The sequence below is a fragment of the Mesorhizobium sp. M0678 genome (assembly GCF_040320505.1).
GTDB lineage: Bacteria > Pseudomonadota > Alphaproteobacteria > Rhizobiales > Rhizobiaceae > Mesorhizobium.
The window spans coordinates 138908-164401 of record NZ_JAMYPT010000012.1; the positions used below are offsets into that span (position 1 = coordinate 138908).

At 63.0% G+C, this 25494-nt stretch carries 22 protein-coding genes, 1 tRNA gene and 3 pseudogenes; 18 read left to right on the forward strand and 8 right to left on the reverse strand.

Translation table 11 applies throughout. The features are described from left to right. Positions 1-75 precede the first annotated feature (75 nt). Positions 76-1278, forward strand: coding sequence for a cell division protein ZapE (gene zapE / locus NKI29_RS21660; protein WP_352570015.1), 1203 nt, complete (start codon positions 76-78; stop codon positions 1276-1278). A 34-nt stretch (positions 1279-1312) separates the two neighbouring features. Here zapE and NKI29_RS21665 read toward each other — a convergent pair whose 3' ends face one another. Continuing rightward, the gene (locus NKI29_RS21665; protein WP_352570014.1) at positions 1313-1741 is read right to left on the reverse strand and encodes a GNAT family N-acetyltransferase; all 429 of its coding nucleotides are present in this window, start codon (positions 1739-1741) and stop codon (positions 1313-1315) included. 232 nt (positions 1742-1973) lie between these two features. Between NKI29_RS21665 and mdh the strand changes: the two genes are divergently transcribed. The 11 genes and pseudogenes from mdh to NKI29_RS21720 form a co-directional block, all read left to right on the forward strand. After that, positions 1974-2942, forward strand: a complete 969-nt coding sequence (mdh, locus tag NKI29_RS21670; protein WP_023679796.1) for a malate dehydrogenase — start codon at positions 1974-1976, stop codon at positions 2940-2942. 41 nt (positions 2943-2983) lie between these two features. Then, entirely contained in the window at positions 2984-4180 is a 1197-nt protein-coding gene (gene sucC, locus NKI29_RS21675; RefSeq protein ID WP_352797190.1) for an ADP-forming succinate--CoA ligase subunit beta, read from the forward strand. Then, positions 4180-4671, forward strand: a complete 492-nt coding sequence (locus tag NKI29_RS21680; RefSeq protein ID WP_352797193.1) for a hypothetical protein — start codon at positions 4180-4182, stop codon at positions 4669-4671. Before sucC ends, NKI29_RS21680 begins: the two co-directional genes overlap by 1 nt. A gap of 32 nt (positions 4672-4703) precedes the next feature. Then, positions 4704-5075, forward strand: coding sequence for a cupin domain-containing protein (locus NKI29_RS21685; protein ID WP_352623530.1), 372 nt, complete (start codon positions 4704-4706; stop codon positions 5073-5075). 49 nt (positions 5076-5124) lie between these two features. Then, positions 5125-6027, forward strand: coding sequence for a succinate--CoA ligase subunit alpha (gene sucD / locus NKI29_RS21690; RefSeq protein ID WP_352623528.1), 903 nt, complete (start codon positions 5125-5127; stop codon positions 6025-6027). Positions 6028-6152: 125 nt separating this feature from the next. After that, on the forward strand, positions 6153-9140 hold the full coding sequence (locus NKI29_RS21695) for a 2-oxoglutarate dehydrogenase E1 component (RefSeq protein ID WP_352623526.1): 2988 nt from the start codon (positions 6153-6155) through the stop codon (positions 9138-9140). A gap of 29 nt (positions 9141-9169) precedes the next feature. Further along, positions 9170-10468: a 2-oxoglutarate dehydrogenase complex dihydrolipoyllysine-residue succinyltransferase gene (odhB, locus tag NKI29_RS21700; protein ID WP_352755856.1), complete on the forward strand. Its 1299-nt coding sequence runs from the start codon at positions 9170-9172 to the stop codon at positions 10466-10468. Positions 10469-10509: 41 nt separating this feature from the next. After that, complete coding sequence (locus tag NKI29_RS21705) at positions 10510-11019, forward strand: hypothetical protein (RefSeq protein ID WP_031212713.1); 510 nt, start codon at positions 10510-10512, stop codon at positions 11017-11019. Next, positions 11016-11771, forward strand: coding sequence for an SDR family oxidoreductase (locus NKI29_RS21710; RefSeq protein WP_023679788.1), 756 nt, complete (start codon positions 11016-11018; stop codon positions 11769-11771). Before NKI29_RS21705 ends, NKI29_RS21710 begins: the two co-directional genes overlap by 4 nt. 18 nt (positions 11772-11789) lie before the next feature. Further along, positions 11790-13196 (forward strand): dihydrolipoyl dehydrogenase, encoded by a 1407-nt coding sequence (gene lpdA, locus NKI29_RS21715; RefSeq protein WP_352755855.1) that lies wholly within the window; start codon positions 11790-11792, stop codon positions 13194-13196. 228 nt (positions 13197-13424) lie between these two features. Further along, positions 13425-14289 (forward strand): annotated as a pseudogene (locus NKI29_RS21720) (IS256 family transposase); the annotation flags it as partial. Positions 14290-14303: 14 nt separating this feature from the next. On the opposite strand, the pseudogene NKI29_RS21725 reads toward NKI29_RS21720, so the two are convergent. Beyond that, positions 14304-15190 (reverse strand): annotated as a pseudogene (locus NKI29_RS21725) (IS110 family RNA-guided transposase); the annotation flags it as partial. A 247-nt stretch (positions 15191-15437) separates the two neighbouring features. Here NKI29_RS21725 and NKI29_RS21730 point away from each other — a divergent pair. The 3 genes and pseudogenes from NKI29_RS21730 to NKI29_RS21740 all read left to right on the forward strand — a co-directional run. Further along, positions 15438-15641 (forward strand): annotated as a pseudogene (locus NKI29_RS21730) (transposase); the annotation flags it as partial. 168 nt (positions 15642-15809) lie between these two features. Continuing rightward, entirely contained in the window at positions 15810-16331 is a 522-nt protein-coding gene (locus NKI29_RS21735; protein WP_352797195.1) for a hypothetical protein, read from the forward strand. Continuing rightward, the gene (locus NKI29_RS21740) at positions 16328-16603 is read left to right on the forward strand and encodes a DUF4427 domain-containing protein (protein WP_352797198.1); all 276 of its coding nucleotides are present in this window, start codon (positions 16328-16330) and stop codon (positions 16601-16603) included. Before NKI29_RS21735 ends, NKI29_RS21740 begins: the two co-directional genes overlap by 4 nt. A gap of 945 nt (positions 16604-17548) precedes the next feature. Here the strand turns inward: NKI29_RS21740 and NKI29_RS21745 are convergent. Then, positions 17549-17624: transfer RNA gene (locus NKI29_RS21745), tRNA-Ile, on the reverse strand. A gap of 184 nt (positions 17625-17808) precedes the next feature. Between NKI29_RS21745 and NKI29_RS21750 the strand changes: the two genes are divergently transcribed. Further along, the gene (locus NKI29_RS21750; RefSeq protein WP_023678276.1) at positions 17809-18519 is read left to right on the forward strand and encodes an SIMPL domain-containing protein; all 711 of its coding nucleotides are present in this window, start codon (positions 17809-17811) and stop codon (positions 18517-18519) included. A 126-nt stretch (positions 18520-18645) separates the two neighbouring features. On the opposite strand, the gene NKI29_RS21755 is transcribed toward NKI29_RS21750, so the two are convergent. Both NKI29_RS21755 and NKI29_RS21760 read right to left on the reverse strand, forming a co-directional pair. Continuing rightward, positions 18646-19005 (reverse strand): hypothetical protein, encoded by a 360-nt coding sequence (locus NKI29_RS21755; RefSeq protein WP_023678277.1) that lies wholly within the window; start codon positions 19003-19005, stop codon positions 18646-18648. A gap of 242 nt (positions 19006-19247) precedes the next feature. Continuing rightward, positions 19248-19694 (reverse strand): YcgN family cysteine cluster protein, encoded by a 447-nt coding sequence (locus tag NKI29_RS21760; protein ID WP_023678278.1) that lies wholly within the window; start codon positions 19692-19694, stop codon positions 19248-19250. Positions 19695-19929: 235 nt separating this feature from the next. On the opposite strand from NKI29_RS21760, the gene NKI29_RS33460 reads away from it, so the two are divergent. Then, entirely contained in the window at positions 19930-22095 is a 2166-nt protein-coding gene (locus tag NKI29_RS33460) for an OmpA family protein (protein WP_502894543.1), read from the forward strand. A 239-nt stretch (positions 22096-22334) separates the two neighbouring features. Continuing rightward, complete coding sequence (locus tag NKI29_RS21775) at positions 22335-22850, forward strand: TIGR00645 family protein (RefSeq protein WP_352570982.1); 516 nt, start codon at positions 22335-22337, stop codon at positions 22848-22850. A gap of 54 nt (positions 22851-22904) precedes the next feature. Here NKI29_RS21775 and NKI29_RS21780 read toward each other — a convergent pair whose 3' ends face one another. The 3 genes from NKI29_RS21780 to NKI29_RS21790 all read right to left on the reverse strand — a co-directional run bounded on the left by NKI29_RS21780 (position 22905) and on the right by NKI29_RS21790 (position 25398). After that, positions 22905-23771, reverse strand: a complete 867-nt coding sequence (locus tag NKI29_RS21780; RefSeq protein WP_352571121.1) for an SDR family oxidoreductase — start codon at positions 23769-23771, stop codon at positions 22905-22907. A gap of 114 nt (positions 23772-23885) precedes the next feature. After that, positions 23886-24521, reverse strand: coding sequence for a helix-turn-helix transcriptional regulator (locus NKI29_RS21785; RefSeq protein ID WP_352570981.1), 636 nt, complete (start codon positions 24519-24521; stop codon positions 23886-23888). A gap of 7 nt (positions 24522-24528) precedes the next feature. Continuing rightward, positions 24529-25398, reverse strand: coding sequence for a S1C family serine protease (locus NKI29_RS21790; protein WP_023678283.1), 870 nt, complete (start codon positions 25396-25398; stop codon positions 24529-24531). Between the last annotated feature and the right edge of the window lie 96 nt (positions 25399-25494).

Below are 25494 nucleotides of genomic sequence, written 5' to 3' on the forward strand. Positions count from 1 at the left end.
CTTTTGTTTTTACGCAATTCCGGACAGAAAACCGCTACACACTTTTCTTGGAATTGCTCCGGAACGACGTGACCAATGCATCTGCGTGACGGCCTCCAGACCCATGCAACCGTCAAGCAGCGCTACGACCATCTGGTCGAGACGGGCGCCATCGGGCGCGATCCGGCGCAGGAGCGGATCGCCGCTGCGCTCGACCGGCTGATCGAAGAGATATCGGCAAAGCGGCTGGCGCAGAAATCAAGCGCGCTGGGGTGGTTGTTCGCCCGCAAGCGCGAGGTGCACGAGGCGGTCAAGGGCCTTTATATCCATGGCGGCGTCGGCCGCGGCAAGACCATGCTGATGGACATGTTCTTCGAGCTGCTGCCGGTGCGGCGCAAGCGCCGGGTACATTTCAACGACTTCATGGCCGACGTGCAGGACCGCATCCAGAAGCACCGGCAGGCTCGCAAGAACGGCACGGCCAAGGAGGACGACCCGATCCCGCCGGTGGCGCGCGCGCTGGCCGAGGAAGCCTGGGTGCTATGCTTCGACGAGTTCTCCGTCACCGACATCGCCGATGCGATGATCCTGTCAAGGTTGTTTTCGGCGTTGTTTGCCAATGGCGTGGTGCTGGTTGCCACTTCCAATGTCGCGCCGCAGGATCTCTACCGCGACGGCCTGAACCGTCAGTTGTTTTTGCCGTTTGTCGCTATCCTGGAGCGCCACGCGCAGGTGCTGGCGCTTGATGCCGATAAGGATTACCGCCTCGACAAGCTCAGCCGCATGCCGGTCTACGTCACCCCGGCCGATGCCGCCGCCGACCATGCGCTCGACGAAGCGTGGGCGGTGATGACGCATGGCAGGCCGACGGCCGAGACGATGCTGACGGTGAAGGGCCGGCACGTCGTAGTGCCGCGTGCTGCCGGCGAGGCGGCGCGTTTTTCCTTCGCCGATCTCTGCGAGAGGCCGCTCGGCGCCCGCGACTATCTTGGCATTGCCAGCCGTTTCTCGACCATCTTCATCGACCATGTGCCGGTGCTCGGCGAAGGCAAGCGCAACGAAGCCAAGCGCTTCATCCTGCTGGTCGATACGCTCTACGATCATCATGTACGGCTGGTGATGAGCGCCGCGGCACCGCCGGCGCAGCTCTATACGGCCAAGCGCGGCAACGAAGTCTTCGAGTTCGAGCGCACCGCATCGCGGCTGATCGAGATGCAGAGCCACGACTGGCTGGAGGACTGGGCGAAGAGGCAGAGGGCGCAGGGATCATCGACGGAGGCACGGCAGGCACAGGCGTGAGGGATAGTACCGAAGGGGGCGCTGCCGCCGGCGCCTATAATCGATAAACATACATGACGAACCCCTCCGCCGGCCCATGCGGCTCTTTTCGCGACTCGTAAAGTGCGCGAGCAGCAACATTGTCCGGCTCGGTGCCGACCCACGCCTCCTCACAGCCATGCTCGCGACCGAGTGCGAACATGGCGCCGAGCATCCTCGTCGCAATGCCCTGGCGTTGAAAGGCCGGCGCCACGCCGACCTCGTCTACGTAGAGTTCGCTCACCTTGTCCGGGTGGCAGTGGATGACGGCTGCGCATTGGCCAACGACGATGCCGTCGGCGAGGGCCACGACCATGAAATGACCGGGCTCCGCGAGATAGGCAGAGAGCCGATCCGGCCTGACCGGCTCGTCGAAGACTTCGCCGGCAACCCGCATCACAAGGGCGTCATCGCCAGGAAACAGCCTTCTGATTTCCAGTGCCATTGTGTAGAATTCCTCTAGTCGGCTTCATAATTTTGACGTTTACGTAATTCCCATTGTTTCTAACCGATTGAAATTATTCACTCCAAAATAATCGTTTGAATTTTTGTGCGGCCGGGGCTATTGCGTGCGGCGAATTTCGCGGTTCCGCAGCATTCCGGCCTCTTCCTCCGACGCCGTCATCAAATCGTCAAGGATTTGGGCGCCGTCATAGTCAAAGGGAAAATATCCTGACATGGCACGCAACAAGATAGCGCTCATCGGCTCGGGCATGATCGGCGGCACCCTCGCCCACATGGTCGGCCTCAAGGATCTCGGCGACGTCGTGCTGTTCGATATCGCCGAAGGCATCCCGCAAGGCAAGGGACTGGACATCGCGCAGTCGTCGCCGGTCGATGGGTTCGACTCGAGGCTGACCGGCGTCAACGACTATGCCGGCATCGAGGGCGCCGATGTCTGCATCGTCACCGCCGGCGTGCCGCGCAAGCCCGGCATGAGCCGCGACGATCTTCTAGGCATCAATCTGAAGGTGATGGAGCAGGTCGGCGCCGGCCTCAAGAAATACGCGCCGAAAGCCTTCGTCATCTGCATCACCAATCCGCTCGACGCCATGGTCTGGGCGCTGCAGAAGTTTTCCGGCCTGCCCAAGAGCCATGTCGTCGGCATGGCCGGCGTGCTCGACAGTTCGCGCTTCCGTTATTTCCTTGCCGAGGAATTCAAGGTCTCGGTCGAGGACGTCACTGCCTTCGTGCTCGGCGGCCACGGCGATTCCATGGTCCCGATGATCCGCTATTCGACGGTTGCCGGCATCCCGCTGCCCGACCTCATCAAGATGGGCTGGACCTCGAGGGAGCGGCTCGACCAGATCGTGCAGCGCACCCGCGACGGCGGCGCCGAGATCGTCGGCCTGCTCAAGACCGGCTCTGCCTTTTATGCGCCGGCAGCTTCGGCCATTGCCATGGCCGAAGCCTATCTCAAGGACAAGAAGCGGGTGCTGCCCTGTGCTGCCTATCTCTCCGGCCAATATGGCGTCAAGAACACCTATGTCGGCGTTCCCGTGGTGATCGGCGCCGGCGGCGTCGAGCGGATCATCGAGATCGAGCTCGCGAAGAACGAGCAGAAGATGTTCGACAATTCGGTCGCGGCGGTGCAGGGCCTGTGCGACGCCTGCGTCAAGATCGCTCCGCATCTCGCGGCCAAGTAAGCCGGTAACCAAGCCCGCCAAGCAAGCTGGAGACATAGCGCATGAACATCCATGAGTATCAGGGCAAGGCGCTGCTGAAAGGCTTTGGCGCACCCGTGGCCGAGGGCGTGCCGGTGTTCAAGGCGAGCGAGGCGGAAGCTGCCGCCAAGGCGCTGCCCGGCCCACTCTATGTGGTCAAGAGCCAGATCCATGCCGGCGGCCGCGGCAAGGGCAAATTCAGGGAGCTCGGCGCCGATGCCAAGGGCGGTGTCAGGCTGGCAAAGTCGGTGGCCGAGGTCGTCGCCAATGCCAATGAGATGCTCGGCCACACGCTGGTCACCAAGCAGACCGGCCCGGCCGGCAAGCAGGTCAACCGGCTCTATATCGAGGACGGCGCCGACATCGAGCGCGAGCTCTATCTGTCGATCCTGGTCGACCGCTCGGTCGGGCGCGTCGCCTTCGTCGTCTCGACCGACGGCGGCATGGACATCGAGGCGGTCGCCCACGACACGCCGGAAAAGATCATCACCGTAGCCATCGACCCGGAAAAGGGCGTGACGGCCGACGACGTGAAGAAGCTCAACGCGGCGCTGAAGCTCGACGGCGACGCCGCCAAGGATGGCGCCACGCTGTTCCCCATCCTCTACAAGGCCTTTGTCGAGAAGGACATGAGCCTGCTCGAGGTCAACCCGCTGATCGTCATGAGGAGCGGCCGGCTGCGCGTTCTCGACGCCAAAGTGTCGTTCGACAACAATGCGCTGTTTCGCCACCCCGACGTGCTCGAATTGCGCGACACCACCGAAGAGGACGAGAAGGAGATCGAGGCGTCGAAATACGACCTCGCCTATGTCGCGCTCGACGGCAATATCGGCTGCATGGTCAACGGCGCCGGCCTTGCCATGGCAACGATGGACATCATCAAGCTTTACGGCGCCGAGCCGGCCAACTTCCTCGATGTCGGCGGCGGCGCGTCGAAAGAAAAGGTGACGGCGGCGTTCAAGATCATCACCAAGGATCCGGCGGTCAAAGGCATTCTGATCAACATCTTCGGCGGCATCATGAAATGCGACATCATCGCCGAGGGCGTGATCGCCGCGGTCAAGGAGGTCGGCCTGCAAGTGCCGCTAGTGGTGCGGCTGGAAGGCACCAATGCCGAGCTCGGCAAGAAGATCATCAACGACAGCGGGCTGAACGTGGTGTCGGCAGACGATCTCGACGATGCAGCCAAGAAGATCGTCGCGGCGGTGAAGGGCGTCTGATGCAGCGGATGCTGGCCCTACCGCTGACCGGCATGGCCCTTTGGGCCAGCGCTGCTGCGGCCGCGGATAGTTCGAAGTCGCCCGCCTGGATCGGCAAGAGGGTCAGTCTCTTCATGAACTTATGTCCGGCAACGGCGCCCAGCTTCGGCCGGTTCAACGCGGTTGCCCGGCAAAGCGGGTTCAAGGCCGGATCCGACGGGCTGCAAGTCTACAAGGCTACGGAAATCGTTGCCTCAATCAAGAGTTCGAGTGGTCGCTGCGACTGCCTGGTCTCCTTCGGCACCAACGATCCGAAGCTGGCCGCCAACATGATCCTGAAAAGGCTTCTGACCAAATATGGCAGCAGTTTCCAAGCCGATGATGACCCCAAGTCCCTTGGTGAATTGAGAACGTCTGGCGGCAATTTATCGGTGCAGATCGTGACGATCCGGCGCGCCGGGGGCCGATGGATCGGTGCTGTCGTTCACGGAAACCAAAAATGCCCAGCTTGAAAACAGAACTTCAGGGTCAAGGTCGATAGGCGATGCCTCCGCACAAGATAAACCTCGTCGAGGCGGCGGATCAGAAGATCAAGAAGGTCTTCGATCCGCATATCGCCGGCGACGTGAACGACAGCCAGGTCAAGATCGCCAAGTTCGGCGACGTCTTCGACTGGCACGCGCATGACAATGAGGACGAGGCGTTCCTGGTGCTGCGCGGGCGCATCGCCATCGATTTCCGCGACGGCACGGTGGAGCTTTCCAGCGGCGAGTTCATTGTCGTGCCGCGCGCCGTCGAGCACCGGCCGCGCTCGCTAAGCGAGGAGCCGGTGGTGCTGATGTTCGAGCCGGCAACGACGCTCAACACCGGCAATGCCAAAAGCAACCTTACCGTCGCCGAGCTGAAGCGGTTGTGACCATGAGCGCGCGGCCTTCCCCGATCAACGGTTTTTGAAAAGGACCACCATGTCCATTCTCGTCGATAAGAACACCAAGGTGCTGGTGCAGGGCCTGACCGGCAAGACCGGCACGTTCCACACTGAACAGGCGCTGGCCTATCACGGCACGAAAATGGTCGGCGGCATCCACCCCAAGAAGGGCGGCGAAACCTGGACCGGCGCCAAGGGCGAGGCGCTGCCGATCTTCGCCACCGTAGCCGAAGGCAAGGCCAGGACCGGCGCCAACGCTTCGGTCGTCTACGTGCCGCCGGCGGGTGCTGCCGAAGCGATCCTGGAAGCGATCGAGGCCGAGATCCCGCTGATCGTCTGCATCACCGAGGGCATACCGGTGATGGACATGATCAAGGTCAAGGCGAGGCTCGACCGTTCGACGTCGCGGCTGATCGGGCCGAACTGCCCCGGCGTGCTGACCCCCGACGAATGCAAGATCGGCATCATGCCCGGCAACATCTTCCGCAAGGGCTCGGTCGGCGTTGTTTCCCGCTCGGGAACGCTTACCTATGAGGCGGTGTTCCAGACCACCAATGTCGGCCTCGGCCAGACCACCGCCGTCGGCATCGGCGGCGATCCGGTCAAAGGCACCGAGTTCATCGACGTGCTGGAGATGTTCCTCGCCGACGACGAGACCAAGTCGATCATCATGATCGGCGAGATCGGCGGCTCGGCCGAGGAAGACGCCGCGCAGTTCCTCAAGGACGAGGCAAAGCGCGGCCGCCGCAAGCCGATGGCCGGCTTCATCGCCGGGCGCACCGCACCGGCGGGCCGCACCATGGGCCATGCGGGCGCGGTGATCTCCGGCGGCAAGGGCGGCGCGGAAGACAAGATCGCGGCGATGGAATCGGCCGGCATCAAGGTTTCGCCGTCGCCGGCCCGGCTCGGCACGACGCTGGTCGAGGCGATAAAGGGTTAGGGGAGTAAGGGAGTAGGGGAGTAGGGCAGTAGGGACAAGATGAGGGCATTGCCCTACTCCCGTACTGCCCTATTGCCCTACTCCCCTCCAAAACAGGAGACGGGGCAGGCGCTCCGCTAGGCAAAATGGCACGACAAGATCAAACCAACGACCAGTTTTCGCTTACCTCTTTCCTCTATGGCGGCAATGCCGATTATATCGACGCGCTCTATGCCGCCTATGAGGACGATCCCGCGTCGGTCGATCCCGAATGGCAGGACTTCTTCGCGGCGCTGAAGGATGACGCCGGCGACGTGCGCAGGAACGCCAAGGGCGCCTCTTGGGCCAAGCCCTCCTGGCCGATGCAGGCCAATGGCGAGCTGGTCTCGGCGCTAGACGGCAATTGGGGCCTGGTCGAAAAGCACATCGAAAAGAAGGTCAAGGACAGGGCGGTCGGCAACGGCGCAGCGCTTTCCGACGCCGACGTGCATCAGGCGACGCGCGATTCCGTCCGCGCCATCATGATGATCCGCGCCTTCCGCATGCGCGGCCACCTGCACGCCAATCTCGATCCGCTGGGCATTGCCAAGCCGCTCGAGGATTACAACGAGCTGTCGCCGGAGAATTACGGCTTCACCGAAGCCGACTACGACCGGCCGATCTTCCTCGACAATGTGCTCGGGCTGGAATTCGGCACCATCCGGCAGATGCTCGACATCCTGACCCGGACCTATTGCTCGACGCTCGGCGTCGAATTCATGCATATTTCCGATCCCGAGGAGAAGGCCTGGATCCAGGCGCGCATCGAGGGCACCGACAAGGAGATCTCCTTCACCGCCGCCGGCAAGAAGGCGATCCTGCAGAAGCTGGTCGAGGCGGAAGGCTTCGAGCAATTCATCGACGTCAAGTACAAGGGCACCAAGCGCTTCGGCCTTGATGGCGGCGAGTCGCTGATCCCTGCGCTGGAGCAGATCATCAAGCGAGGCGGCCAGCTCGGCATGAAGGAGATCGTGCTCGGCATGGCGCATCGCGGCCGGCTGAACGTGCTGTCGCAGGTGATGGCCAAGCCGCACCGCGCCATTTTCCATGAGTTCAAGGGCGGCTCCGCCGCGCCCGACGAGGTCGAGGGCTCGGGCGACGTGAAGTACCATCTCGGCGCCTCGTCGGACCGCGAGTTCGACGGCAACAAGGTGCATCTGTCGCTGACCGCCAACCCGTCGCATCTGGAAATCGTCGACCCGGTGGTGATGGGCAAGGCGCGCGCCAAGCAGGATTATCTGTTCGGCCGCAGCCGCGAGGAGATCGTGCCGCTGGAAGAGCGCGCCAAGGTGCTGCCGCTGCTGTTGCATGGCGACGCCGCTTTTGCCGGCCAGGGCGTGATTGCCGAAATCCTCGGCCTGTCGGGCCTGCGCGGCCACCGCGTCGCCGGCACGCTGCATTTCATCATCAACAACCAGATCGGCTTCACCACCAACCCGCGCTTCTCGCGCTCGTCGCCTTATCCGTCGGATGTAGCCAAGATGATCGAGGCGCCGATCTTCCACGTCAACGGCGACGACCCGGAAGCGGTGGTCCATGCCACCAAGGTGGCGATCGAATTCCGCATGAAGTTCCACAAGCCGGTCGTGGTGGACATGTTCTGCTACCGCCGCTTCGGCCATAATGAGGGCGACGAGCCCGCCTTCACCCAGCCGATCATGTATCGCAAGATCCGCAACCAGAAGACGACCATGCAGATCTATGCCGACCGGCTGATCGCGGAAGGCCACATCACCCAGGCCGAGCTCGAAAAGGTGAAGGCCGATTGGCGGGCGCATCTCGAGCAGGAATTCGAGGTCGGCCAGCACTATAAGCCGAACAAGGCGGATTGGCTGGACGGCGCCTGGTCCGGCCTGCGCTCGGCCGACAACCAGGACGAACAGCGGCGCGGCAAGACCGCCGTGCCGGTCAAGACGCTGAAGGAGATCGGCAAGAAGCTGACCGAGGTGCCGAAGGATTTCGAGGCGCACAAGACGATCATCCGCTTCCTCGACAACCGCCGCCAGGCGATCGAGTCGGGCGAAGGCATCGACTGGTCTACGGCCGAGGCGCTGGCCTTCGGCGCCATCCTGCTCGACGGCAATCCGATCCGGCTGTCCGGCCAGGATTCGGAGCGCGGCACCTTCTCGCAGCGCCATTCCGTGCTCTACGACCAGCGCGACGAGACACGCTACATCCCGCTCAACAATCTGTCGGCGGCGCAGGCCGGCTTCGAGGTCATCAACTCGATGCTGTCGGAAGAGGCCGTGCTCGGCTTCGAATATGGCTACTCGCTGGCCGAGCCGAAGGCGCTGACGCTGTGGGAAGCGCAGTTCGGCGACTTCGCCAACGGCGCCCAGGTGGTCTTCGACCAGTTCATCTCGTCGGGCGAGCGCAAATGGCTCAGAATGTCGGGCCTCGTCTGCCTGCTGCCGCATGGCTACGAAGGCCAGGGCCCCGAGCATTCGTCGGCCCGGCTCGAGCGCTTCCTTCAGCTTTGCGCCGAAGACAATATGCAGGTCGCCAACGTCACGACGCCAGCCAACTATTTCCACATACTGCGCCGGCAGTTGAAGCGGGACTTCCGCAAGCCGCTGATCCTGATGACGCCGAAGTCGCTGCTGCGCCATAAGCGGGCGGTATCGACGCTGCCGGAGATGTCGGGCGAAAGCGCCTTTCACCGGCTGCTGTGGGACGATGCCCAGCTGCTGTCGGGCCAGGCCATCAAGCTCACCAAGGATTCGAAGATCCGCCGTGTCGTGCTCTGTTCGGGCAAGGTCTATTACGACCTCTACGAGGAGCGCGAGAAGCGCCGCATCAACGACATCTATTTGCTGCGCGTCGAGCAGCTCTATCCGTTCCCGGCCAAGGCGCTGATCACCGAACTGTCGCGCTTCCGCAATGCCGAGATGGTGTGGTGCCAGGAGGAGCCCAAGAACATGGGCGCCTGGTCGTTCATCGATCCGTATCTCGAATGGGTGCTGGCGCATATCGACGCCAAGCATCAGCGGGTGCGCTATACCGGCCGGCCGGCCGCCGCCTCGCCGGCGACCGGATTGATGTCGAAGCATCTCGCCCAGCTTGCCGCCTTGCTCGACGACGCGCTTGGTGAATAGAACAGAACCGAAAGAAACGGACAGGCACAATGGCAACCGAAATCCGCGTCCCGACACTTGGTGAATCCGTCACCGAGGCAACCATCGGCAAATGGTTCAAGAAGGTCGGCGACGCGATCGCCGCCGATGAGCCGTTGGTTGAGCTCGAAACCGACAAGGTGACGGTGGAAGTGCCGGCCGCCGCCGCGGGCACGCTCGCCGAGATCGCCGTCAAGGAAGGCGAGACGGTCGGCGTCGGCGCACTGCTCGGCACGATTTCGGCAGGCGCCGGCGCGGCAGCCAATGCCGCCGCTCCGGCAACGAAGCAGGAGGCGGTGTCGCAGGCCTCGGCTCCGACTGCGGCCTCGAGCGTCAAGCAGGCCGCTGCCGAGACGGCCAAGATCGCCGGCGACGCCGGCGCGATCGAGACGCGCACCATGCCGCCGGCGCCGTCGGCGGCAAAGCTGCTGGCCGAGCACAATCTTGCAGTCGACCAGGTGTCGGGCTCGGGCAAGCGCGGCCAGGTGCTGAAAGGCGACGTGCTCGACCTTATCGCCAGGGGCGCGCCGTCGCAGCCGGCCGAAATGCCGAAGGCAGCGCCTGTACCGGCACCCGTTGCCGCGCGCGCGCCGTCCCCGGCCGACGATGCGTCGCGCGAGGAGCGCGTGCGCATGACCAAGCTGCGCCAGACCATCGCGCGCCGCCTCAAGGAAGCGCAATCGACCGCCGCCATGCTGACCACCTTCAACGAGGTCGACATGAGCGCGGTGATGGCGCTGAGGAGCAAATACAAGGACGTGTTCGAGAAGAAGCACGGCGTGAAGCTCGGCTTCATGGGCTTCTTCACCAAGGCGGTCACCCATGCGCTGAAGGAGATCCCGTCGGTCAATGCCGAGATCGACGGCACCGATATCATCTTCAAGAACTACGCTCATATCGGCGTTGCCGTCGGTACAGAGAAAGGCCTTGTCGTGCCGGTTGTGCGCAATGCCGACCAGATGTCGATCGCCGAAATCGAGAAGGACATCGGCAGGCTGGGGCTTGCGGCGCGCGACGGCAAGCTGTCGGTTGCGGATATGCAAGGCGGCACGTTTACGATTTCCAACGGTGGCGTTTACGGGTCGCTGATGTCGACGCCGATCCTCAATGCGCCGCAGTCCGGCATTCTGGGTATGCACAAGATCCAGGAGCGGCCGGTGGTGGTCGGCGGCCAGATCGTCATCCGGCCGATGATGTATCTGGCGCTGTCCTACGACCACCGCATCGTCGACGGCAAGGAAGCGGTGACGTTTCTGGTGCGGGTCAAGGAAAGCCTGGAGGATCCTGAGCGGCTGGTGCTCGACCTCTAGGGGCGGCCGACGTGAGCCGGAGCATGGATCTGCGCCGCCGGATGAGTTCGTCTCGTTTCCGGTCCGGTTTGTTTGTCACAATCTGCGCACTCGGCGTGCAGACGGTCTCCGCGGCCCTCGCCGCCTGCCCGCTCGAGCTCGCCGTCTATGGCGATCCTGAAAACGCCGCCGAGATCGATTTCAGGCCGACCGGCGAGTCGGCCGCCGTCACCAACAGCTTCAAGATGGTGCTCGACAAGGGCGTCGTGCTCGACGGCATCGTCATGTGGACCGAGGGCGCGGCGCGGCCGCATGGCTCGCTGATGTACAAATGCCCGGCCGGCGACGTCACCGGCGACGAGCTCGCCGCCTGCACCGTGTGGGAGGGCGTCATCTACACTGCCGACGACCAGGGCAATATCGCGTTGCTGCCGGGCGAAGGAAAGGATGCGCCGAAGAAGCTGATCTTGCCTGACTTGGGAGCGTCGTTGCAGATGTCGGCCGCCTATGGCGCCAACGGCTTTTCCCAGGTGCCCTGGGACGTCTTTGCCCTGAAGGGATGTCAGGAATGAGCGCGAGCGGAAAGATCCTGCTGGTGACCGGCGGCAGCCGCGGCATTGGCGCCGCTACATGCAGGCTTGCCGCCAAGGCCGGCTATCGCATTGCGGTCAATTACGCGTCGAATGCAAAAGCCGCCGAAACGGTGGTCGCCGACATCGAGGCTGCTGGCGGAGAAGCCTTCACAGTCAAGGCCGATGTCGGCAGCGAGACGGACGTATTGGCCATGTTCGAGGCTGTCGATGGCCGTTTCGGTCGACTCGACGCGCTCGTCAACAATGCCGGCGTGGTCGACCAGAGCGCGCGCGTCGACGAGCTTAGCGCTGCAAGGCTGGAGCGCATGATGCGCATCAATGTGATCGCGCCGATGCTTTGCGCCCGCGAGGCGGTGAAGCGGATGTCGACCAGGCATGGCGGCAAGGGCGGCGCCATCGCCAATGTTTCTTCGATCGCGGCAAGGCTTGGCGGGCCGGGTCAATATGTCGACTATGCCGCCTCGAAGGGCGCGGTCGATTCCTTCACCATCGGGCTTGCCCGCGAAGTGGCCGGCGAAGGCATTCGTGTCAACGCGGTCAGCCCGGGCATCATCGACACCGAAATTCATGCCTCCGGCGGGCAGCCGGATCGCGTCGAGAGAATGCGCAAGGTGGTGCCCATGCAGCGCGTCGGCACCGCCGAGGAAGTCGCAGCCGCAATTCTCTGGCTGCTGTCGGACGAGGCGTCCTACACAACAGGCGCCAATCTGGAAATCGGCGGCGGCCGCTAAAGCAAAAGGGACAGTATCATGGCCTATGACGTCGTTATCATCGGATCGGGACCAGGCGGCTACGTCTGCGCCATCAAGGCGGCGCAGCTCGGTCTGAAGACGGCGGTAGTCGAAAAGAACCCGACCTTCGGCGGTACCTGCCTCAACATCGGCTGCATCCCGTCAAAGGCGCTGCTGCATGCGTCCGAGATGTTTGCCGAGGCCGGCCATTCCTTCGACGCGCTCGGCGTCGAGATCGGCGCGCCCAAGCTCAATCTTGGGAAGATGATGGCACACAAGGATGCGACGGTGACGGCCAACGTCAATGGCGTCGCCTTCCTGTTCAAGAAGAACAAGATCGACAGTTTTCGCGGCACCGGCAAGGTAGTTGCGGCCGGCAAGGTGTCGGTGACCTCTGATGACGGCAAGGTCGAGGAGATCGAGACCAAGAACATCGTCATCGCCACAGGCTCCGACGTCGCCGGCATTCCCGGCGTCGAGGTCGATTTCGATGAGAAGGTGATCGTCTCGTCGACCGGCGCGCTGTCGCTGGACAAGGTGCCGGGCCATCTGGTGGTGGTCGGCGGCGGTGTCATCGGTCTGGAGCTCGGCTCGGTATGGGCGCGGCTCGGCGCCAAGGTAACCGTGGTCGAGTTCCTCGACACCATCCTGGGCGGCATGGATGGCGAGGTCTCCAAGCAGTTCCAGCGCCTGCTGTCGAAGCAGGGCTTTGAGTTCAGGCTGGGCGCCAAGGTGACCGGCGTCGCCAAGGCCAAGAAGGGGGCGACGGTCACCTTCGAGCCGGTCAAAGGCGGAGCAGCCGAGACGATCGAGGCGGACGCGGTGCTGATTGCGACGGGACGACGGGCCTATTCGGACGCTCTCGGGCTGAAGGAGACCGGCGTCGACGTCGATGAGCGCGGCCGGGTCAAGACCGACGGCCATCTCAGGACCAACGTGCCTGGCATCTATGCCATCGGCGATGTCATCGCCGGGCCGATGCTTGCACACAAGGCTGAGGACGAGGGCGTGGCGGTGGCCGAAACCATCGCCGGCCAGGCCGGTCATGTGAACTATGACGTGATTCCGAGCGTCGTCTACACCACGCCGGAAATCGCCTCGATCGGCAAGACCGAAGAAGAATTGAAAAAGGCCGGCGTCGACTACAAGGCCGGAAAATTCCCGTTCAGCGCCAATGGCCGCGCGCGCGCCATGCTGCACACCGACGGCTTTGTGAAAATCCTGGCCGACAAGGCCAGCGACCGTGTGCTCGGCGTCCACATCGTCGGCTTCGGCGCCGGCGAGATGATCCACGAGGCGGCCGTGCTGATGGAATTTGGCGGCTCGTCGGAAGACCTAGCCCGCACCTGTCACGCCCATCCGACAATGTCGGAAGCGGTGAAGGAGGCGGCACTGGCGACGTTCTTCAAGCCGATCCATATCTGAGCGGTTGAATCGCAGGCGACGGTGGCGATTGGCGAAAGCGGGGCTGATAGCCAATCTCCCCCCAAGTGGGGGAGATGTCCGGCAGGACAGAGAGGGGCGCGAAGGAGATAGTGTGCTGGAGGTTCTGCAAAAAGTTTTGGAGAGAGAACGGCGCCTGCTCTGAGGGGCGAGCGGCCATGGCACGGTGGTGACATTGCGATCACCGATTCCCGTGGAAGGGGAAGTGCCATGACCAATCGAGACGTTAGACTGAGCAGAGGCGAGTTGAAAGCGTTGCTGTTGTCGGATGAGGACGGCTTTCGCCAGGCATTGCAGAGTGTCGTGCAGGAGGTTCTTGAAGCCGAGATGACGGAGGCGATCGGGGCCGAGAAAGGGGAGCGGACGGCGGAGCGGACGAGTTACCGGTCCGGCTATTACGAGCGCAAGCTGGTGACGCGGGTCGGGGTGCTGGAGCTTCGCGTTCCGCAGGATCGGGCTGGCCGGTTCTCGACGGAGTTGTTTGAGCGCTACCAGCGTTCGGAGAAGGCATTGGTGTCGGCGCTGGTCGAGATGTACGTGCAGGGCGTTTCGACCCGCAAGGTGAAGGCGATCACCGAGGAGCTGTGCGGCCATTCCTTCTCGGCCTTGACGGTGAGCGAGGCAACGGCGCGGCTGGATGAGGCGCTGAAGGCATTCTATGAGCGGCGGCTTGCCGAACCTTATCCCTATCTCATTTTGGACGCGCGCTACGAGCGGGCGCGCGAGGCCGGCGTGATCGCCAGCCAGGCGGTCTTGGTGGCGATCGGGGTTGACTGGGAGGGCCGGCGCCAGGTGCTCGGTGTCGAGCTGGCCAACCGTGAAAGCCATTCGAGCTGGCGCGAGTTCGTGGCAGGGCTCAAGCAGCGCGGCTCGCCGGCGTGGAGTTCGTCTTCTCCGACGACCATCCGGGCTCAGGGCAGCGATCCGGGAAGTCCTGCCTGAGGCAGTCTGGCAGCGCTGTTACGTGCACTTCCTCAGAAACGCGCTCGATTATGTGCCGCGCAAGCTCGATGACGACTGCCTGATGGAGCTCAGATGGTTCTATGACCGGCGCGACCCTAACCGAGGTCAAGCGCGACCTGGCGCAGTAAAGGCCCTGAGCGGTCCGGGCGCCTTCGCCGCCGCCCAGGCGGCCTCGACCAGCATGGCGCGGGCATGGGAACGCCCATGTTTGCTGATCCGGCCATATTGCGCCAAGCCAAGACCGGATTGGCGCACACGCGGCTTGAGGCCGAAGTAGCTCACCAGCTTCTGCGGTTCGCCGAAGCGGTGGATATCGCCGACGGCGGCGATGATACCGCTCGCGACGATGGCATTGACGCCGGTGATCGTCTGAAGCCGCCGGACTTGCACATCATCAACCGCTTCCCGGGCGATGTCGCCATCGAGGTCAGCCAGATCCTCGGCCTGCGGTCGATCTGGCGGATGTGGCGGGCGATAGCGGCCCGCTCGTCGTCGGGAAGCACCTGCCGCTCGAGCCAGGCGCGACCCCGACGGTTGAACAGATCGGCATGCGGGCACTTCGGCACTAGGTGCGCCTGCAGGATGCCATGCACCTCGTTCTTCACGCGCGTGCGATGCCGCACGACCTGGTTGCGCCGCGCGACGAGGCGGCGAAGCCGCTCAGTCCGCTCATCGGGAACCCAGACCTCCGGCAGAAAGCCGCTGGCATGGAGTTGCGCCAGAACGCCGGCATCGATCTTGTCGGTCTTAATCCTGGCATGGGCGATCGCCTTCACCTGCATCGGGTTGGCGACAATCACCCGGCCGACATAGGGCGACAGAACCCGCACCACCGCCATGGCGTTGCCCGTCGCCTCGACGACAACCTCATCCGTCCGTCGCAAACTGCGGCCGAACCCTTCCAGTCCCGAGCGGGTCATGTCGACCCGTCCGTGATGGCGCAGCCGGCCATCTTCCCAAACCACCACCTCCGCAAAGGTGCGGTGGATGTCGATTCCAATCACACGTCTCATCGGCTCCCTCTCCTCAAACAGTCGGGAGCCGGCGGGCGACGCGACACCCACGGATCCGCGCTCTCGGCGCAACCGGGCAGGTCGCAGGGGCGGCCAGCTACTAACGCGAGCTCGCAGCTCATCGAATACATCGGCCTGCCCGCACTTGGCGTGCTCCCGGTGCCCCTGTCCCGGATGGTCGCACCATACGCCGAAAATCGCTCATCTCCAGCGGGGATCGGATGGCACCGTCATGATCATACCGGTTACGAACATGCTGGAGCGGCTGAACCAGGAGATCAAGCGGCGCACCCTGGTCGTTCGCATCTTCCCCAACCCGCGGAGCTGTCTGCGGCTGGTTCGGGCGCTGGCGGTCGAGATCCACGAGAACTGGCTCGAGGCGACCCGCTATCTCAACATGGATCATCTGCGCGAGCACAAGAAGGAGAGCCTGAGGGCCTTGGCCGCCTGAGCACCGTCATGTGTCCGCCGCTCCGCTAAACGCGGGGGCTGCGCGGCGGACACGCCGACGTCACCGCAATGCCACGCCATTTTGCAGAACTTGACGCACACAACTTGTGAATGTGACGGACATGCCAGATGGCGCGCGCATGGATTGCGAGCAGCCAGCTACCCCCCCTTGGCACAGTATCGCCATGTCACCTACAACCCTGTAAGTCCGAAGCCGATCGACTGGACCCATGAGCGGGAATGGCGCTGGCCCTTGCGAAATGCCCCTGCGCTCGACCCTAACGATCTGCCGCCCGATATCGATAACCTGCCCGGTCTGGAGCTCGATGGTCCGATCCTCAACGGGATCGGCGCCGTCGTCAAAACTGCCACGCAAGCCGAACGACTCATCTGCGACATTCTCACCCAGGTGGACCGTGGCGATGTCGACGAGCATCGTTATGAGTTCGTTCTCGCGCTCGACTCGATTGCGAGCATGGCCGATATCCGGGATCGGGAGGCGCTGGAGGACGCCATCGATGCCGGGCGCATTGATCTCGCACCCTATTTCGCGATCAGCAAAGACCGCGCCGAAGAGCTGTCCGAACAGTTCCGTCAGTTGGTCAAAGCGCCGAAGAGAAAGCGGGCCCGCCTGAATCTGGGGAAATTGGCGGTTGCTGGCTCTGGATCACCGACAACGAACATGAGATGACGCCAGCGCTGCTGAGGTGCAATTTCGCGAGGGTGACGAAGGAAGGCAATTACATCGTTGAGCTCTATGAATATTCAGACTTGCGCAGCCTTGCCCAGCGGGAGGAGATGACCCTTAAACTGGCCGAGCGTTTGGAAGGCGAACACGGCGTCCATGCGACGTATTTTTCGGTGCTCGCGTCCGACGATCCCAACGGGGTCCCCTTCTATAATGGCGACGAACTCGACAATCAGAAATACTATAATTTCAGCGATGACGCCGACGATTATTAAAGTCGTCGTGCATCAAAGTCGGATGGCGGGAACTCGGCTTTCCGTGTTCCCGATTACCGGGATTTCCGGAATGGGGAAAGCACCTCCTCTGGCCAGCACCGCGATCGCCGGCACACCGAGAGACCGATTGTGCGTACGGGGATGAAGATGAGGATTCCAACGGCCGAGATGCGACGCGTTTTGGACCTAAGACTATCTCGGTAGACTGATAATGAAGTCCCAGAGGCGTTTGTCGAGGAAGTCCTCGGGTCCGCCCTCCTGGGTACTCAGATTCAGCAGTGTCTTCAAGTTCGGAGCGCCCCGCGGCACGAGTTGGTTGACGGCGTTGCGACGGTCTCGACCGGCTCGCCGTTCCGGCGTCTCGACCGCGCGGAGGTTCGCTTCCTCTTCTCCCTCCGACACAACGAAGCCGTCCGAAAGCTCGATAACGCTCCTGACGACTCGTCTGCGTCTTCGCAAGCACGCGCGGCACGATAATCCGTGCGCCGTCGGCCAGCTGGTAGATGGGCATCTCGACGAGGCCTAATGTGAAATGAAGGCCCGAATGACTCGTAGATATTCGGCGATCGTCTCCACTCGGATACCGTCACCCACAATCAGGAGCAGGAACCCCCCTCGCCTCAGGTTCAGCGTCAGCGGGCAAGTGGTGCGACGAGGCTGGACTCCCGAATTGTAGCGCATACGGCATCCGAAAGGCAGGGGCTACGGTCGCAGCGGAAAACGGCGACGCACGAGCAGCTGAAGGCAATATACGACTGGACTACTTACCAGCACCCGGACCATTAGATCCGGAAAGCGCGCCGTCGGAAGGTCGCGCAGTCCGCCCGCACACTTCTGATTTTCGCTCGAAACGAGAACGAAATTGTCCCACTTTCTGAGGGGGTTGAAAGAGGTGGGACAAAAATGGCCAAAAAATCCAATTAAATCAACAGCCACAATAGCCAATGGTGGGCCCGGAGGGACTCGAACCCCCAACCAAGCGGTTATGAGCCGCCGGCTCTAACCATTGAGCTACAGGCCCCACGGCGCTGGATTAGTGTTTTTCCCTGAACCGCACAAGGCTTTCCGAGGCCTTTCCGAGCAGGCGTTCCAAGGGGGCTGGCAGAGATCGCCCAAATCAGCCCATATTGATAACCTATTGCACGTCGCCCATTGGACGCCGGCCAACACTCGGCTGTCTTGGGATCCCAGATCGAGGAGATTTCATGACCAGACGTATTTTGCCCCTGGCGATTGCCGCCGCAATCGCATTTCCGGCGATCGCGGCCGCCGCCGATTCGCCACCGCCGCCGCGTATCGTCGTCACCGGTGAAGGCGAGGCGGCGATAGCACCCGATCTGGCTCTGCTGACGCTCAGCGTCATGCGCGAAGCCAAGACGGCACGTGCAGCGCTCGATGCCAATAACGACGCCATGGCCGCAGTGATCGCTGCCATGAAATCGTCCGGCATCAAGGAGCGCGACCTGCAGACCGCGGGCATCCAGATCAATCCGCGCTATAACTACACCAACAAGCCCGACGGCAGCCAGGAGGCCGAGCTTGTCGCCTACCAGGTGACCAACACGCTTTCGGTGCGCATCCGAGACATCGACAAGACCGGCGACATTCTCGATAAGGCGGTGTCGCTCGGCGTCAACCAGGGCGGCGGCATCTCCTTCTCCAACGACGATCCGGCGGCAGCCGTCACCGAGGCGCGCAAGAAGGCCGTCGCCAATGCCATGGCCAAGGCCAAGACGCTGGCCGAAGCGGCCGGCGTCGGCATCGGCCGGGTCCTGGAAATCACCGACCAGAATTTCGCACCACCGCCGATGCCGATCAACGCCAAGGCATTCGATGCCGCCGGTGCGTCGGTCCCGGTGCAAGCCGGCGAAAATTCCTATACCGCACAGGTGACGGTGACTTTCGAATTGAAATGATCATCGCTTGCAGCATGAAAAACCCCGGAGGATCGATCCTCCGGGGTTTTTTGAGCCGCGCTTCCTGGCGGAAAGGGCTCCGCTACTCTACCGGCTGCAAGTCAGCCGGCCGCAGGCCCGAAGACCTTAGCGATAGATGATCGGACAGCCGCGCTCGTTGGCGAATACGATCACGACGCGGTCGCCATACTGGCGGCCGGCGACCTTGACCGTGCGGCGGTTGATGTCGATGATGCGGGCGCGGTGCAGGCCCATGCGTTCGGCCTTGTCGATGGCACGCTCCGGCGAACAGGACCGGCGCCAGCCGCCATGACGGCGGTGTTCGCGATAGTAACCATCATCTTCGTCGCCGGTATAGACGCCGACGCGCGGATCCTGGTTGTTGCCGAAGCCGAGATAGATGCTGTCAGCATGAGCGGGGATGGCAGCAAGCGTGCCAAGGCCGACAAGAGCCGAAAGAGCCGCCGTCTTGATGGTGTTGAACATTGTCTTCTCTCCTTGTTGAGGGTTTCCACACGTTTTCGTCGAACCGATGGGAGGAGAATGCACCCGTCTGTCTGAATTTTTTGCGAACCGGCCGTTCATCTCCAGTTCATGAGGCAGAACCGGAATAGTCTCTCGCTTCTGGAACCGGTGTTATGGACGGCGGTGCTGCATAGGGTGGGCATGGTGGATGGACAACGTCCGTTTTGCCGTCGGTTCCGGATTCTCGATTTCGCGGTAAAATCCTAAGGCTCGTCCGCGAGCATATGGTCGAAATAGTCGTCCGGCTCGGCAAGGTCGGTCTCGCTGGCGCTGACCCGGCCGCGCATCGAGATGCCGGCCTCGTGCACGGTCTCGTCGCTTCCCGACACCAGCCTGTGCCACCAATAGAGATCGCGGCCCTCGGCCACCAGCCGGTAAGCGCAAGTCTTGGGCAGCCAGCTGATGGTGCGCACATTCTGCGGCGTCAGCCCGACGCAATCCGGAACACGCGCCAGCCGGTTGGCATAGTCGGAGCAGCGGCAGCTTCCAGCGTCGAACAGCCGGCAGCCGACGCTGGTCCAGTAGATCTCTCCGGTGTCCTCGTCTTCGAGTTTGGACAGGCAGCATTTGCCGCAGCCGTCGCAGAGTGATTCCCACTCGGCCGGGGTCATCGCCTCGAGCGTCTTGGTCTTCCAGAATGGCTTTTCCATCGTCGGCATGTGGCCCTCGGACGCTTCAAGGTCAAGCACGGCAACCGTGCACCCTCGTCCGAACGATACGCCGGGACAATACGCCGGAACATGCGCCAGGACCATACGAATGACATGAAGTCGCCTTCAAAACGCCGGTCAATCGCCCTGTGCCACAGCTAGAACCTACAAACAGGAACCAAACATGGTTGCTGAATGTTTGGGCAGGGATGGGACGCCACAAGGAGTGTTTATGATGAAACGCCAACCACGGATTCTGGCAGGCACGGCGCTTGGCCTGTTGATGGCGTCCGCGCCGTTAGGCGCGTTCCCGCTGCAAGGCAATGCCGCATTCAGCCCCGTGCAACGTACCGCGGCGCCGCTCATCCCAGTGCAATCGAGTTGCGCCGAGGGCGAGTCGGCGGAGGCCTGCGCGCATAGCCAGCAGGCAGAGCAGCCCAGAAAGAAGAAGCGCGACCAGCAGCAGCAAACGGAATCCGCTCCGGCCGAGCAGGCGGCTCCAGCCGAGTCCGAGCAACCCCGCAAGAAGCGGCGCAATCAGCAGCAGCAAACAGAATCCGCTCCGGCCGAGCAGATCGCTCCAGCCGAGTCCGAGCAACCCCGCAAGAAGCGGCGCAATCAGCAGCAGCAAACAGAATCCGCTCCGGCCGAGCAGATCGCTCCGGCCGAGACCGAGCAACCCCGCAAGAAGCGGCGCAACCAACAGCAGCAAACGGAATCCGCTCCGGCCGAGCAGATCGCTCCGGCCGAGTCCGAGCAACCCCGCAAGAAGCGGCGCAATCGGCAGCAGATCGAAGCGGCCCCATCGGAACAACCGGCCGAGCAGGCAGCGCCGGCAAACGACAACCAGCCCAACGTCAATCCGCGCAAGAAGAAGCAAAAACAGAACCAGCAGATCGAGGCTGCCCCGGCAGAACAGGCTCCGACTGTCGAGCCCGGACAAAAGCCGGGCAAGCGCAAGAAGCCTGCTGAATTGACCGGACCCGCCACGGAGGCGGAAGGCCAGCCGGCGCCGACCAATAAGGAAGCGACCCCACAGGCCCAACCGGCTCCGACCGAGCAGCAGGCCGCTCCCGTCCAGGGCGAACAGCCCCAGGACAAGATCAAGAAACGTGGCAAGAGGCCTGTCGGCGAACAGCCGGTGACAGGAGAGCAACAGCCCTCGACCGGCGAACAGCCTTCGACTGGCCAGGCCGCGCCTGTCCAGGGTGAAAATCCGGTCCAGGGTGAAGCCCAGGCCAATCCGAACGAGGCACCTGTTCTGGACAGCCAGAAGGATGTCTTGCGCAAGCGCAAGGGTGGCAAGGAGCGCGGCCAAAATGCTGGTAAGCAGCAGGGCAACCAGCCCGCCCAGCAGGGCGAGAACCAGGTCGAACCCCCGAAGCCGGCTCCGGTCGATCAGGGGCCGCCACCCACCGACGACCGGGCAGCCCAGCGGGAGATCAAGCCTGAAAAGATCGTTCCGGTGACCGAGGAAAAAGGCAAGCGCGTCGAGCGTGCGCCGGACATCGAGGATGTTCGCCGCCGTCCGCGCCCCCAGGGCGCCAACGTCGTCAGGGAATTCGGCGACCGCGTCATCCTCCAGTTCAACAACCAGACGTTCGTGGAAAGCAGCGATGCACCGCGCATGCACCGCGGCGCCAGGAATGTCTATTATGAGGACCTGTCGGGCGATCGCACCCGGGAAATCGTCGAGCGTGACAATGGTGTCCGGATCGTCACCATCCGCAACCGCTACGGCGACGTCATCCAGCGTTCACGCATCGCGCCCGACGGCCGCGAATATGTGCTGAGCTATGTCGACGAGCGGAACTATGACGATGATGCAGACTGGCGCGACCCGGGCGACGACCTGCCGCCGATGCGCCTTACCATCCCGCAAGAGGAATACATTCTGGATTCCGAAGAGGTCGAGGATCCGGACGACTACTACACCTTCCTCGAACGGCCGCCGGTCGAGAGGGTCCAGCGCCTCTATTCGATCGACGAGGTCAAGCGCTCGGCCCGCGTGCGCGACATCGCCCGCCGCATCGACCTCGACACGCTCAACTTCGAATTCGGTTCGGCCTCGATTTCCGACACCGAGGTCCAGAAGCTGGAGGGTGTTGCCAACGCCATGGACAAGCTGCTGAAGAAAAACCCGGCCGAGAGCTTCCTGATCGAGGGCCATACCGACGCTGTCGGCACACCGGAAGCGAACCTTGCTCTGTCCGACCGCCGCGCCGAGGCGGTCGCCGAAGCCTTGACCAACGCCTTTGGCATCCCGCCGGAGAACCTGACGACGCAGGGCTATGGCGAGGAGTATCTCAAGGTCAACACGTCGGGACCCAACCGCGAGAACCGCCGCGTCGCCATCCGCCGGATTACCCCCCTGGTAGCGCCGGTGGCCAGCGCCCAATAAACCGCAATGTGAACCGCGCGATTTGATCAACCATTGAATCGCGCGGTCATCAATCTTGAAACGCGCGGTTACCCATCCCAGATTCTGGAAAGGGCGTTCCCTGCCCTGTCCCGACTCCAGCGGGACACACGAGCCCCGCCGGTTCCCCTCCCCGGCGGGGTTTCGTTTTTTTGCAACCTTGCAAACCGCCGCAGCCTGCCCGAAATACGGCACTCCGACAACGGAGCCCGAATCGCCGCATGAAGCGCCTCGAACTCGCCATCGAATCGATCATTCTCGCCTCGCGCTGGCTGCTGGTCGCCTTCTATCTCGGACTGGGTGCGGCACTTGCCATCTATGCCGTGTCCTTCGGCAAGAAGCTGTTCGAGTTCGTCTCCGTCGCCTTCACGCTCGATGACACCGACACCATCCTGAAAATACTCGGCCTCATCGATGCCGCGCTGGTCGCCTCACTGGTGGTGATGGTGATCATCTCGGGTTACGAAAACTTCGTCAGCCGCTTCGATGAAAATGACGGCAAGGTGCATTGGCTGGGCACGATCGATGTCGGCTCGCTGAAGGTCAAGGTCGCCTCGACAATCGTAGCGATCTCCTCGATCCACCTCTTGCAGGTGTTCCTGAACTCGGTCTCCTACACGACCGACCAGCTGATGTGGCTGACCATCATTCATCTGGCCTTCGTTCTGTCGGCACTGATGCTTGCCTATATCGACCGGCTGATGGGTCTTGGCAAAGCCAAGAGAGCCGAGGAGTGAGCACGCGTCTGTGCCGGTCTTTTGAGAGATACTTCTGTAGCGAGATACTTTCCGTCAGTAGATACCTTTGATTTTGGTATCCGACCGGCCGAACACCTCGTCCGGCACAAAAAAGTCGCCGGCGAGCGGGCCTGTCGCACCCGGCGCATAGGCCGAGAAATCGCTGACGCCCTCAGCGCGCAGCACTTCTTCGTCAATGTAGAAATTGCCGGTCGCCTCACGCGACGGCCTGACCAGGATGGCGTATGCCGCATCGGCCATGATGTCGGGCGAACGGCTCATCGCCGCCACCGTCGCCCCGCCCAGGAGGTTACGCACCGCCGCCGTGTCGATGGTCGAGATCGGCCATAGCGAATTGACCGCAATGCCGTCCCTGGCGAACTCGGCGCTCATGCCCAGCGTGCACATCGACATGCCGAACTTTGCCATCGTGTAGGCGACATGGTTCTTGAACCACTTGGCCCTCATGTCAAGCGGCGGCGCCAGATTCAAGATGTGAGGATTTTCCGCCAACCTCAAGTGCGGAATGCACATTTTGGAGACGAGAAAAGTGCCGCGCGTGTTGATCTGGTGCATCAGATCGTAGCGCTTCATATCAGTCTCCAGCGTGCCGGTGAGTTGGATGGCGCTGGCGTTGTTGACGCAGATATCGATGCCGCCGAACCTCTCCACGGTCTTGGCGACCGCTTCGGCGACCTGTTCTTCATCCCGAATGTCGCACAGCACCGGCAGCGCCTTGCCGCCGGCCTGCTCGATCTCGTGCGCCGCCGTGTAGATCGTCCCGGGCAGCTTCGGATGCGGCTCGGCGGTCTTGGCCGCGATCGTCACATTGGCGCCATCGCGCGCGGCGCGCAGCGCAATCGCCAGCCCGATGCCGCGCGACCCGCCGGAGATGAAAAGCGTCTTTCCCTTGAGCGACATCCTTGCGCCTTCCTTCAACATGAAAGACACGATCCTTGCGCGGCTGAGAACCGCCGCGCAAGGCCCAACACACCGGATGCGGGTTACGCTGCGTCGGCCTTGAGACAATCTGAGCTAGACCAGCACCAGGCCCTGCCGCATGGCGATGGCGATCGCATCGGTGCGGTTGGCGGCACCGAGCTTCGTCAGGATCGCTGCGACATGGAACTTCGCCGTATGCACGGAGATGTTCAGCCGCCGCGCGATGACCTTGTTGGGGGCGCCCTCGGCCAGCAGCGCCAGCACTTCGCTCTCGCGCGGCGAAAGCGTCGGCCGGACGATCTGCTCGTCGGTCAGTTCCTCTTCGAACCGGTCGCTGTCATGGAAGATCAAATCGTGATGCCGATCGGATAGAGCATGGCTGTCGCGCGAAATCCGGTAGCCCGCAGCCGCGAGCCGCGCGGCGGCGGCGATCAGCAACTCGTCCGCTTGCACCGGCAGCACGGCAAACACTGTATCGGCCGGCCGTTCGCGGGCCGCTCGCGACGATAGCAGCACGCGAGGCATAGCCGCGTCGACGAGCCCGCCTTGTAGCCCATGATCATCGACGATGGCGACATCCGCCGCCTCACGCCCGTCGACTTCGCCGGCCAGAACCGGCCGCAGATCATCGGTCGCGGCGAGAACGGCGGACAGACTTCGCGCGCGCTCGACGTCACCGAGCGCGATCAGCACCGTCAGCCGTCTGCCAGCGACCTCACCGCTTACCATCTATCCCTCAGCTCAGTGGCTTTTCACCGATGGTCAGGGAAACCTCACGGTTCTCGCCGCCGCGCACCACGCCGAGTGTCACCAAGGCACCGGCGCTGTCCGGCCCGAGCTTGCGGATCAGCTCGCGCGGGCCATGCACCGTCTCTGCGTTCCACGACACGATGATGTCGCCGAGACTGAGACCGGCTGATTTCGCCGGCCCGTTATCGTCGAGGCTCATCACCATGGCGCCCTGGGTATCACCATTGCGGACCGGATGCAGGCCGGCGCCAAGATAGCCGCGCGCCACATGACCCTTCTCGCGCAGCGTCGTGACTGCCCGCTCGATCGTTTCGTAAGGCATGACCAGCGCCCGCCGGCGTGGCCCGAACAGCAGCATGCCGATCAGTCCACCCTTGGCGTCGAGCACAGGGCCACCCTCGAAACGGCCGCCGGCATTGACGGCAAGGTTGATGCGCCGGTCGATCGTGCCGCCGCGCATTGAACGCCAGGCCGGGCCGACCTCGCCGACCGTGCCGAAGGTAGCGAGCGAGGTGCCGTCGCTATTGCCCGCCACGACCGCCAGGTTGCCCGGCCGCACCGCATCCGCCTTTACCAGTGACGGGGCGCCCGGCGCGCCGGCCGGTTTCAAAACGGCCGTGCCGGTGGACGGGTCGCGGCCGACCAGTTCCGCCTTGACGGCTTCGCCCGAAGAAAACGTCAGCTCGATCTCCTCGCCGGCCTCGACCGCCTCCTCGGCAGTGACGAAATAGCCGTCCCGCCAGTGGAAAGCAGTTGACGTCCGGTGGTGGGTCGCGAAGCTGGCCGTCGCTGGTGCCGCGGCTGCCGCGATGTCGGCAATGGCGTCGGAAAACGTGCTCAGATTGAAATCGCTCATGATCTGTCTCCTGGGTTCTTCGTGACCCAGATATCGCCCGGCAGGACGTTGGCGGATACTCGCCTGACGGCTAGTTTGGGCATGTGACTGGCCATC

Excerpts from the sequence above, each read along its gene's own strand:
- zapE (WP_352570015.1), top strand. The coding sequence starts at position 76 with ATGCATCTGCGTGACGGCCTCCAGACCCATGCAACCGTCAAGCAGCGC.
- NKI29_RS21665 (WP_352570014.1), bottom strand. The coding sequence starts at position 1,741 with ATGGCACTGGAAATCAGAAGGCTGTTTCCTGGCGATGACGCCCTTGTG.
- mdh (WP_023679796.1), top strand. The coding sequence starts at position 1,974 with ATGGCACGCAACAAGATAGCGCTCATCGGCTCGGGCATGATCGGCGGC.
- sucC (WP_352797190.1), top strand. The coding sequence starts at position 2,984 with ATGAACATCCATGAGTATCAGGGCAAGGCGCTGCTGAAAGGCTTTGGC.
- NKI29_RS21680 (WP_352797193.1), top strand. The coding sequence starts at position 4,180 with ATGCAGCGGATGCTGGCCCTACCGCTGACCGGCATGGCCCTTTGGGCC.
- NKI29_RS21685 (WP_352623530.1), top strand. The coding sequence starts at position 4,704 with ATGCCTCCGCACAAGATAAACCTCGTCGAGGCGGCGGATCAGAAGATC.
- sucD (WP_352623528.1), top strand. The coding sequence starts at position 5,125 with ATGTCCATTCTCGTCGATAAGAACACCAAGGTGCTGGTGCAGGGCCTG.
- NKI29_RS21695 (WP_352623526.1), top strand. The coding sequence starts at position 6,153 with ATGGCACGACAAGATCAAACCAACGACCAGTTTTCGCTTACCTCTTTC.
- odhB (WP_352755856.1), top strand. The coding sequence starts at position 9,170 with ATGGCAACCGAAATCCGCGTCCCGACACTTGGTGAATCCGTCACCGAG.
- NKI29_RS21705 (WP_031212713.1), top strand. The coding sequence starts at position 10,510 with ATGAGTTCGTCTCGTTTCCGGTCCGGTTTGTTTGTCACAATCTGCGCA.
- NKI29_RS21710 (WP_023679788.1), top strand. The coding sequence starts at position 11,016 with ATGAGCGCGAGCGGAAAGATCCTGCTGGTGACCGGCGGCAGCCGCGGC.
- lpdA (WP_352755855.1), top strand. The coding sequence starts at position 11,790 with ATGGCCTATGACGTCGTTATCATCGGATCGGGACCAGGCGGCTACGTC.
- NKI29_RS21740 (WP_352797198.1), top strand. The coding sequence starts at position 16,328 with ATGACGCCAGCGCTGCTGAGGTGCAATTTCGCGAGGGTGACGAAGGAA.
- NKI29_RS21750 (WP_023678276.1), top strand. The coding sequence starts at position 17,809 with ATGACCAGACGTATTTTGCCCCTGGCGATTGCCGCCGCAATCGCATTT.
- NKI29_RS21755 (WP_023678277.1), bottom strand. The coding sequence starts at position 19,005 with ATGTTCAACACCATCAAGACGGCGGCTCTTTCGGCTCTTGTCGGCCTT.
- NKI29_RS21760 (WP_023678278.1), bottom strand. The coding sequence starts at position 19,694 with ATGGAAAAGCCATTCTGGAAGACCAAGACGCTCGAGGCGATGACCCCG.
- NKI29_RS33460 (WP_502894543.1), top strand. The coding sequence starts at position 19,930 with ATGAAACGCCAACCACGGATTCTGGCAGGCACGGCGCTTGGCCTGTTG.
- NKI29_RS21775 (WP_352570982.1), top strand. The coding sequence starts at position 22,335 with ATGAAGCGCCTCGAACTCGCCATCGAATCGATCATTCTCGCCTCGCGC.
- NKI29_RS21780 (WP_352571121.1), bottom strand. The coding sequence starts at position 23,771 with ATGTCGCTCAAGGGAAAGACGCTTTTCATCTCCGGCGGGTCGCGCGGC.
- NKI29_RS21785 (WP_352570981.1), bottom strand. The coding sequence starts at position 24,521 with ATGGTAAGCGGTGAGGTCGCTGGCAGACGGCTGACGGTGCTGATCGCG.
- NKI29_RS21790 (WP_023678283.1), bottom strand. The coding sequence starts at position 25,398 with ATGAGCGATTTCAATCTGAGCACGTTTTCCGACGCCATTGCCGACATC.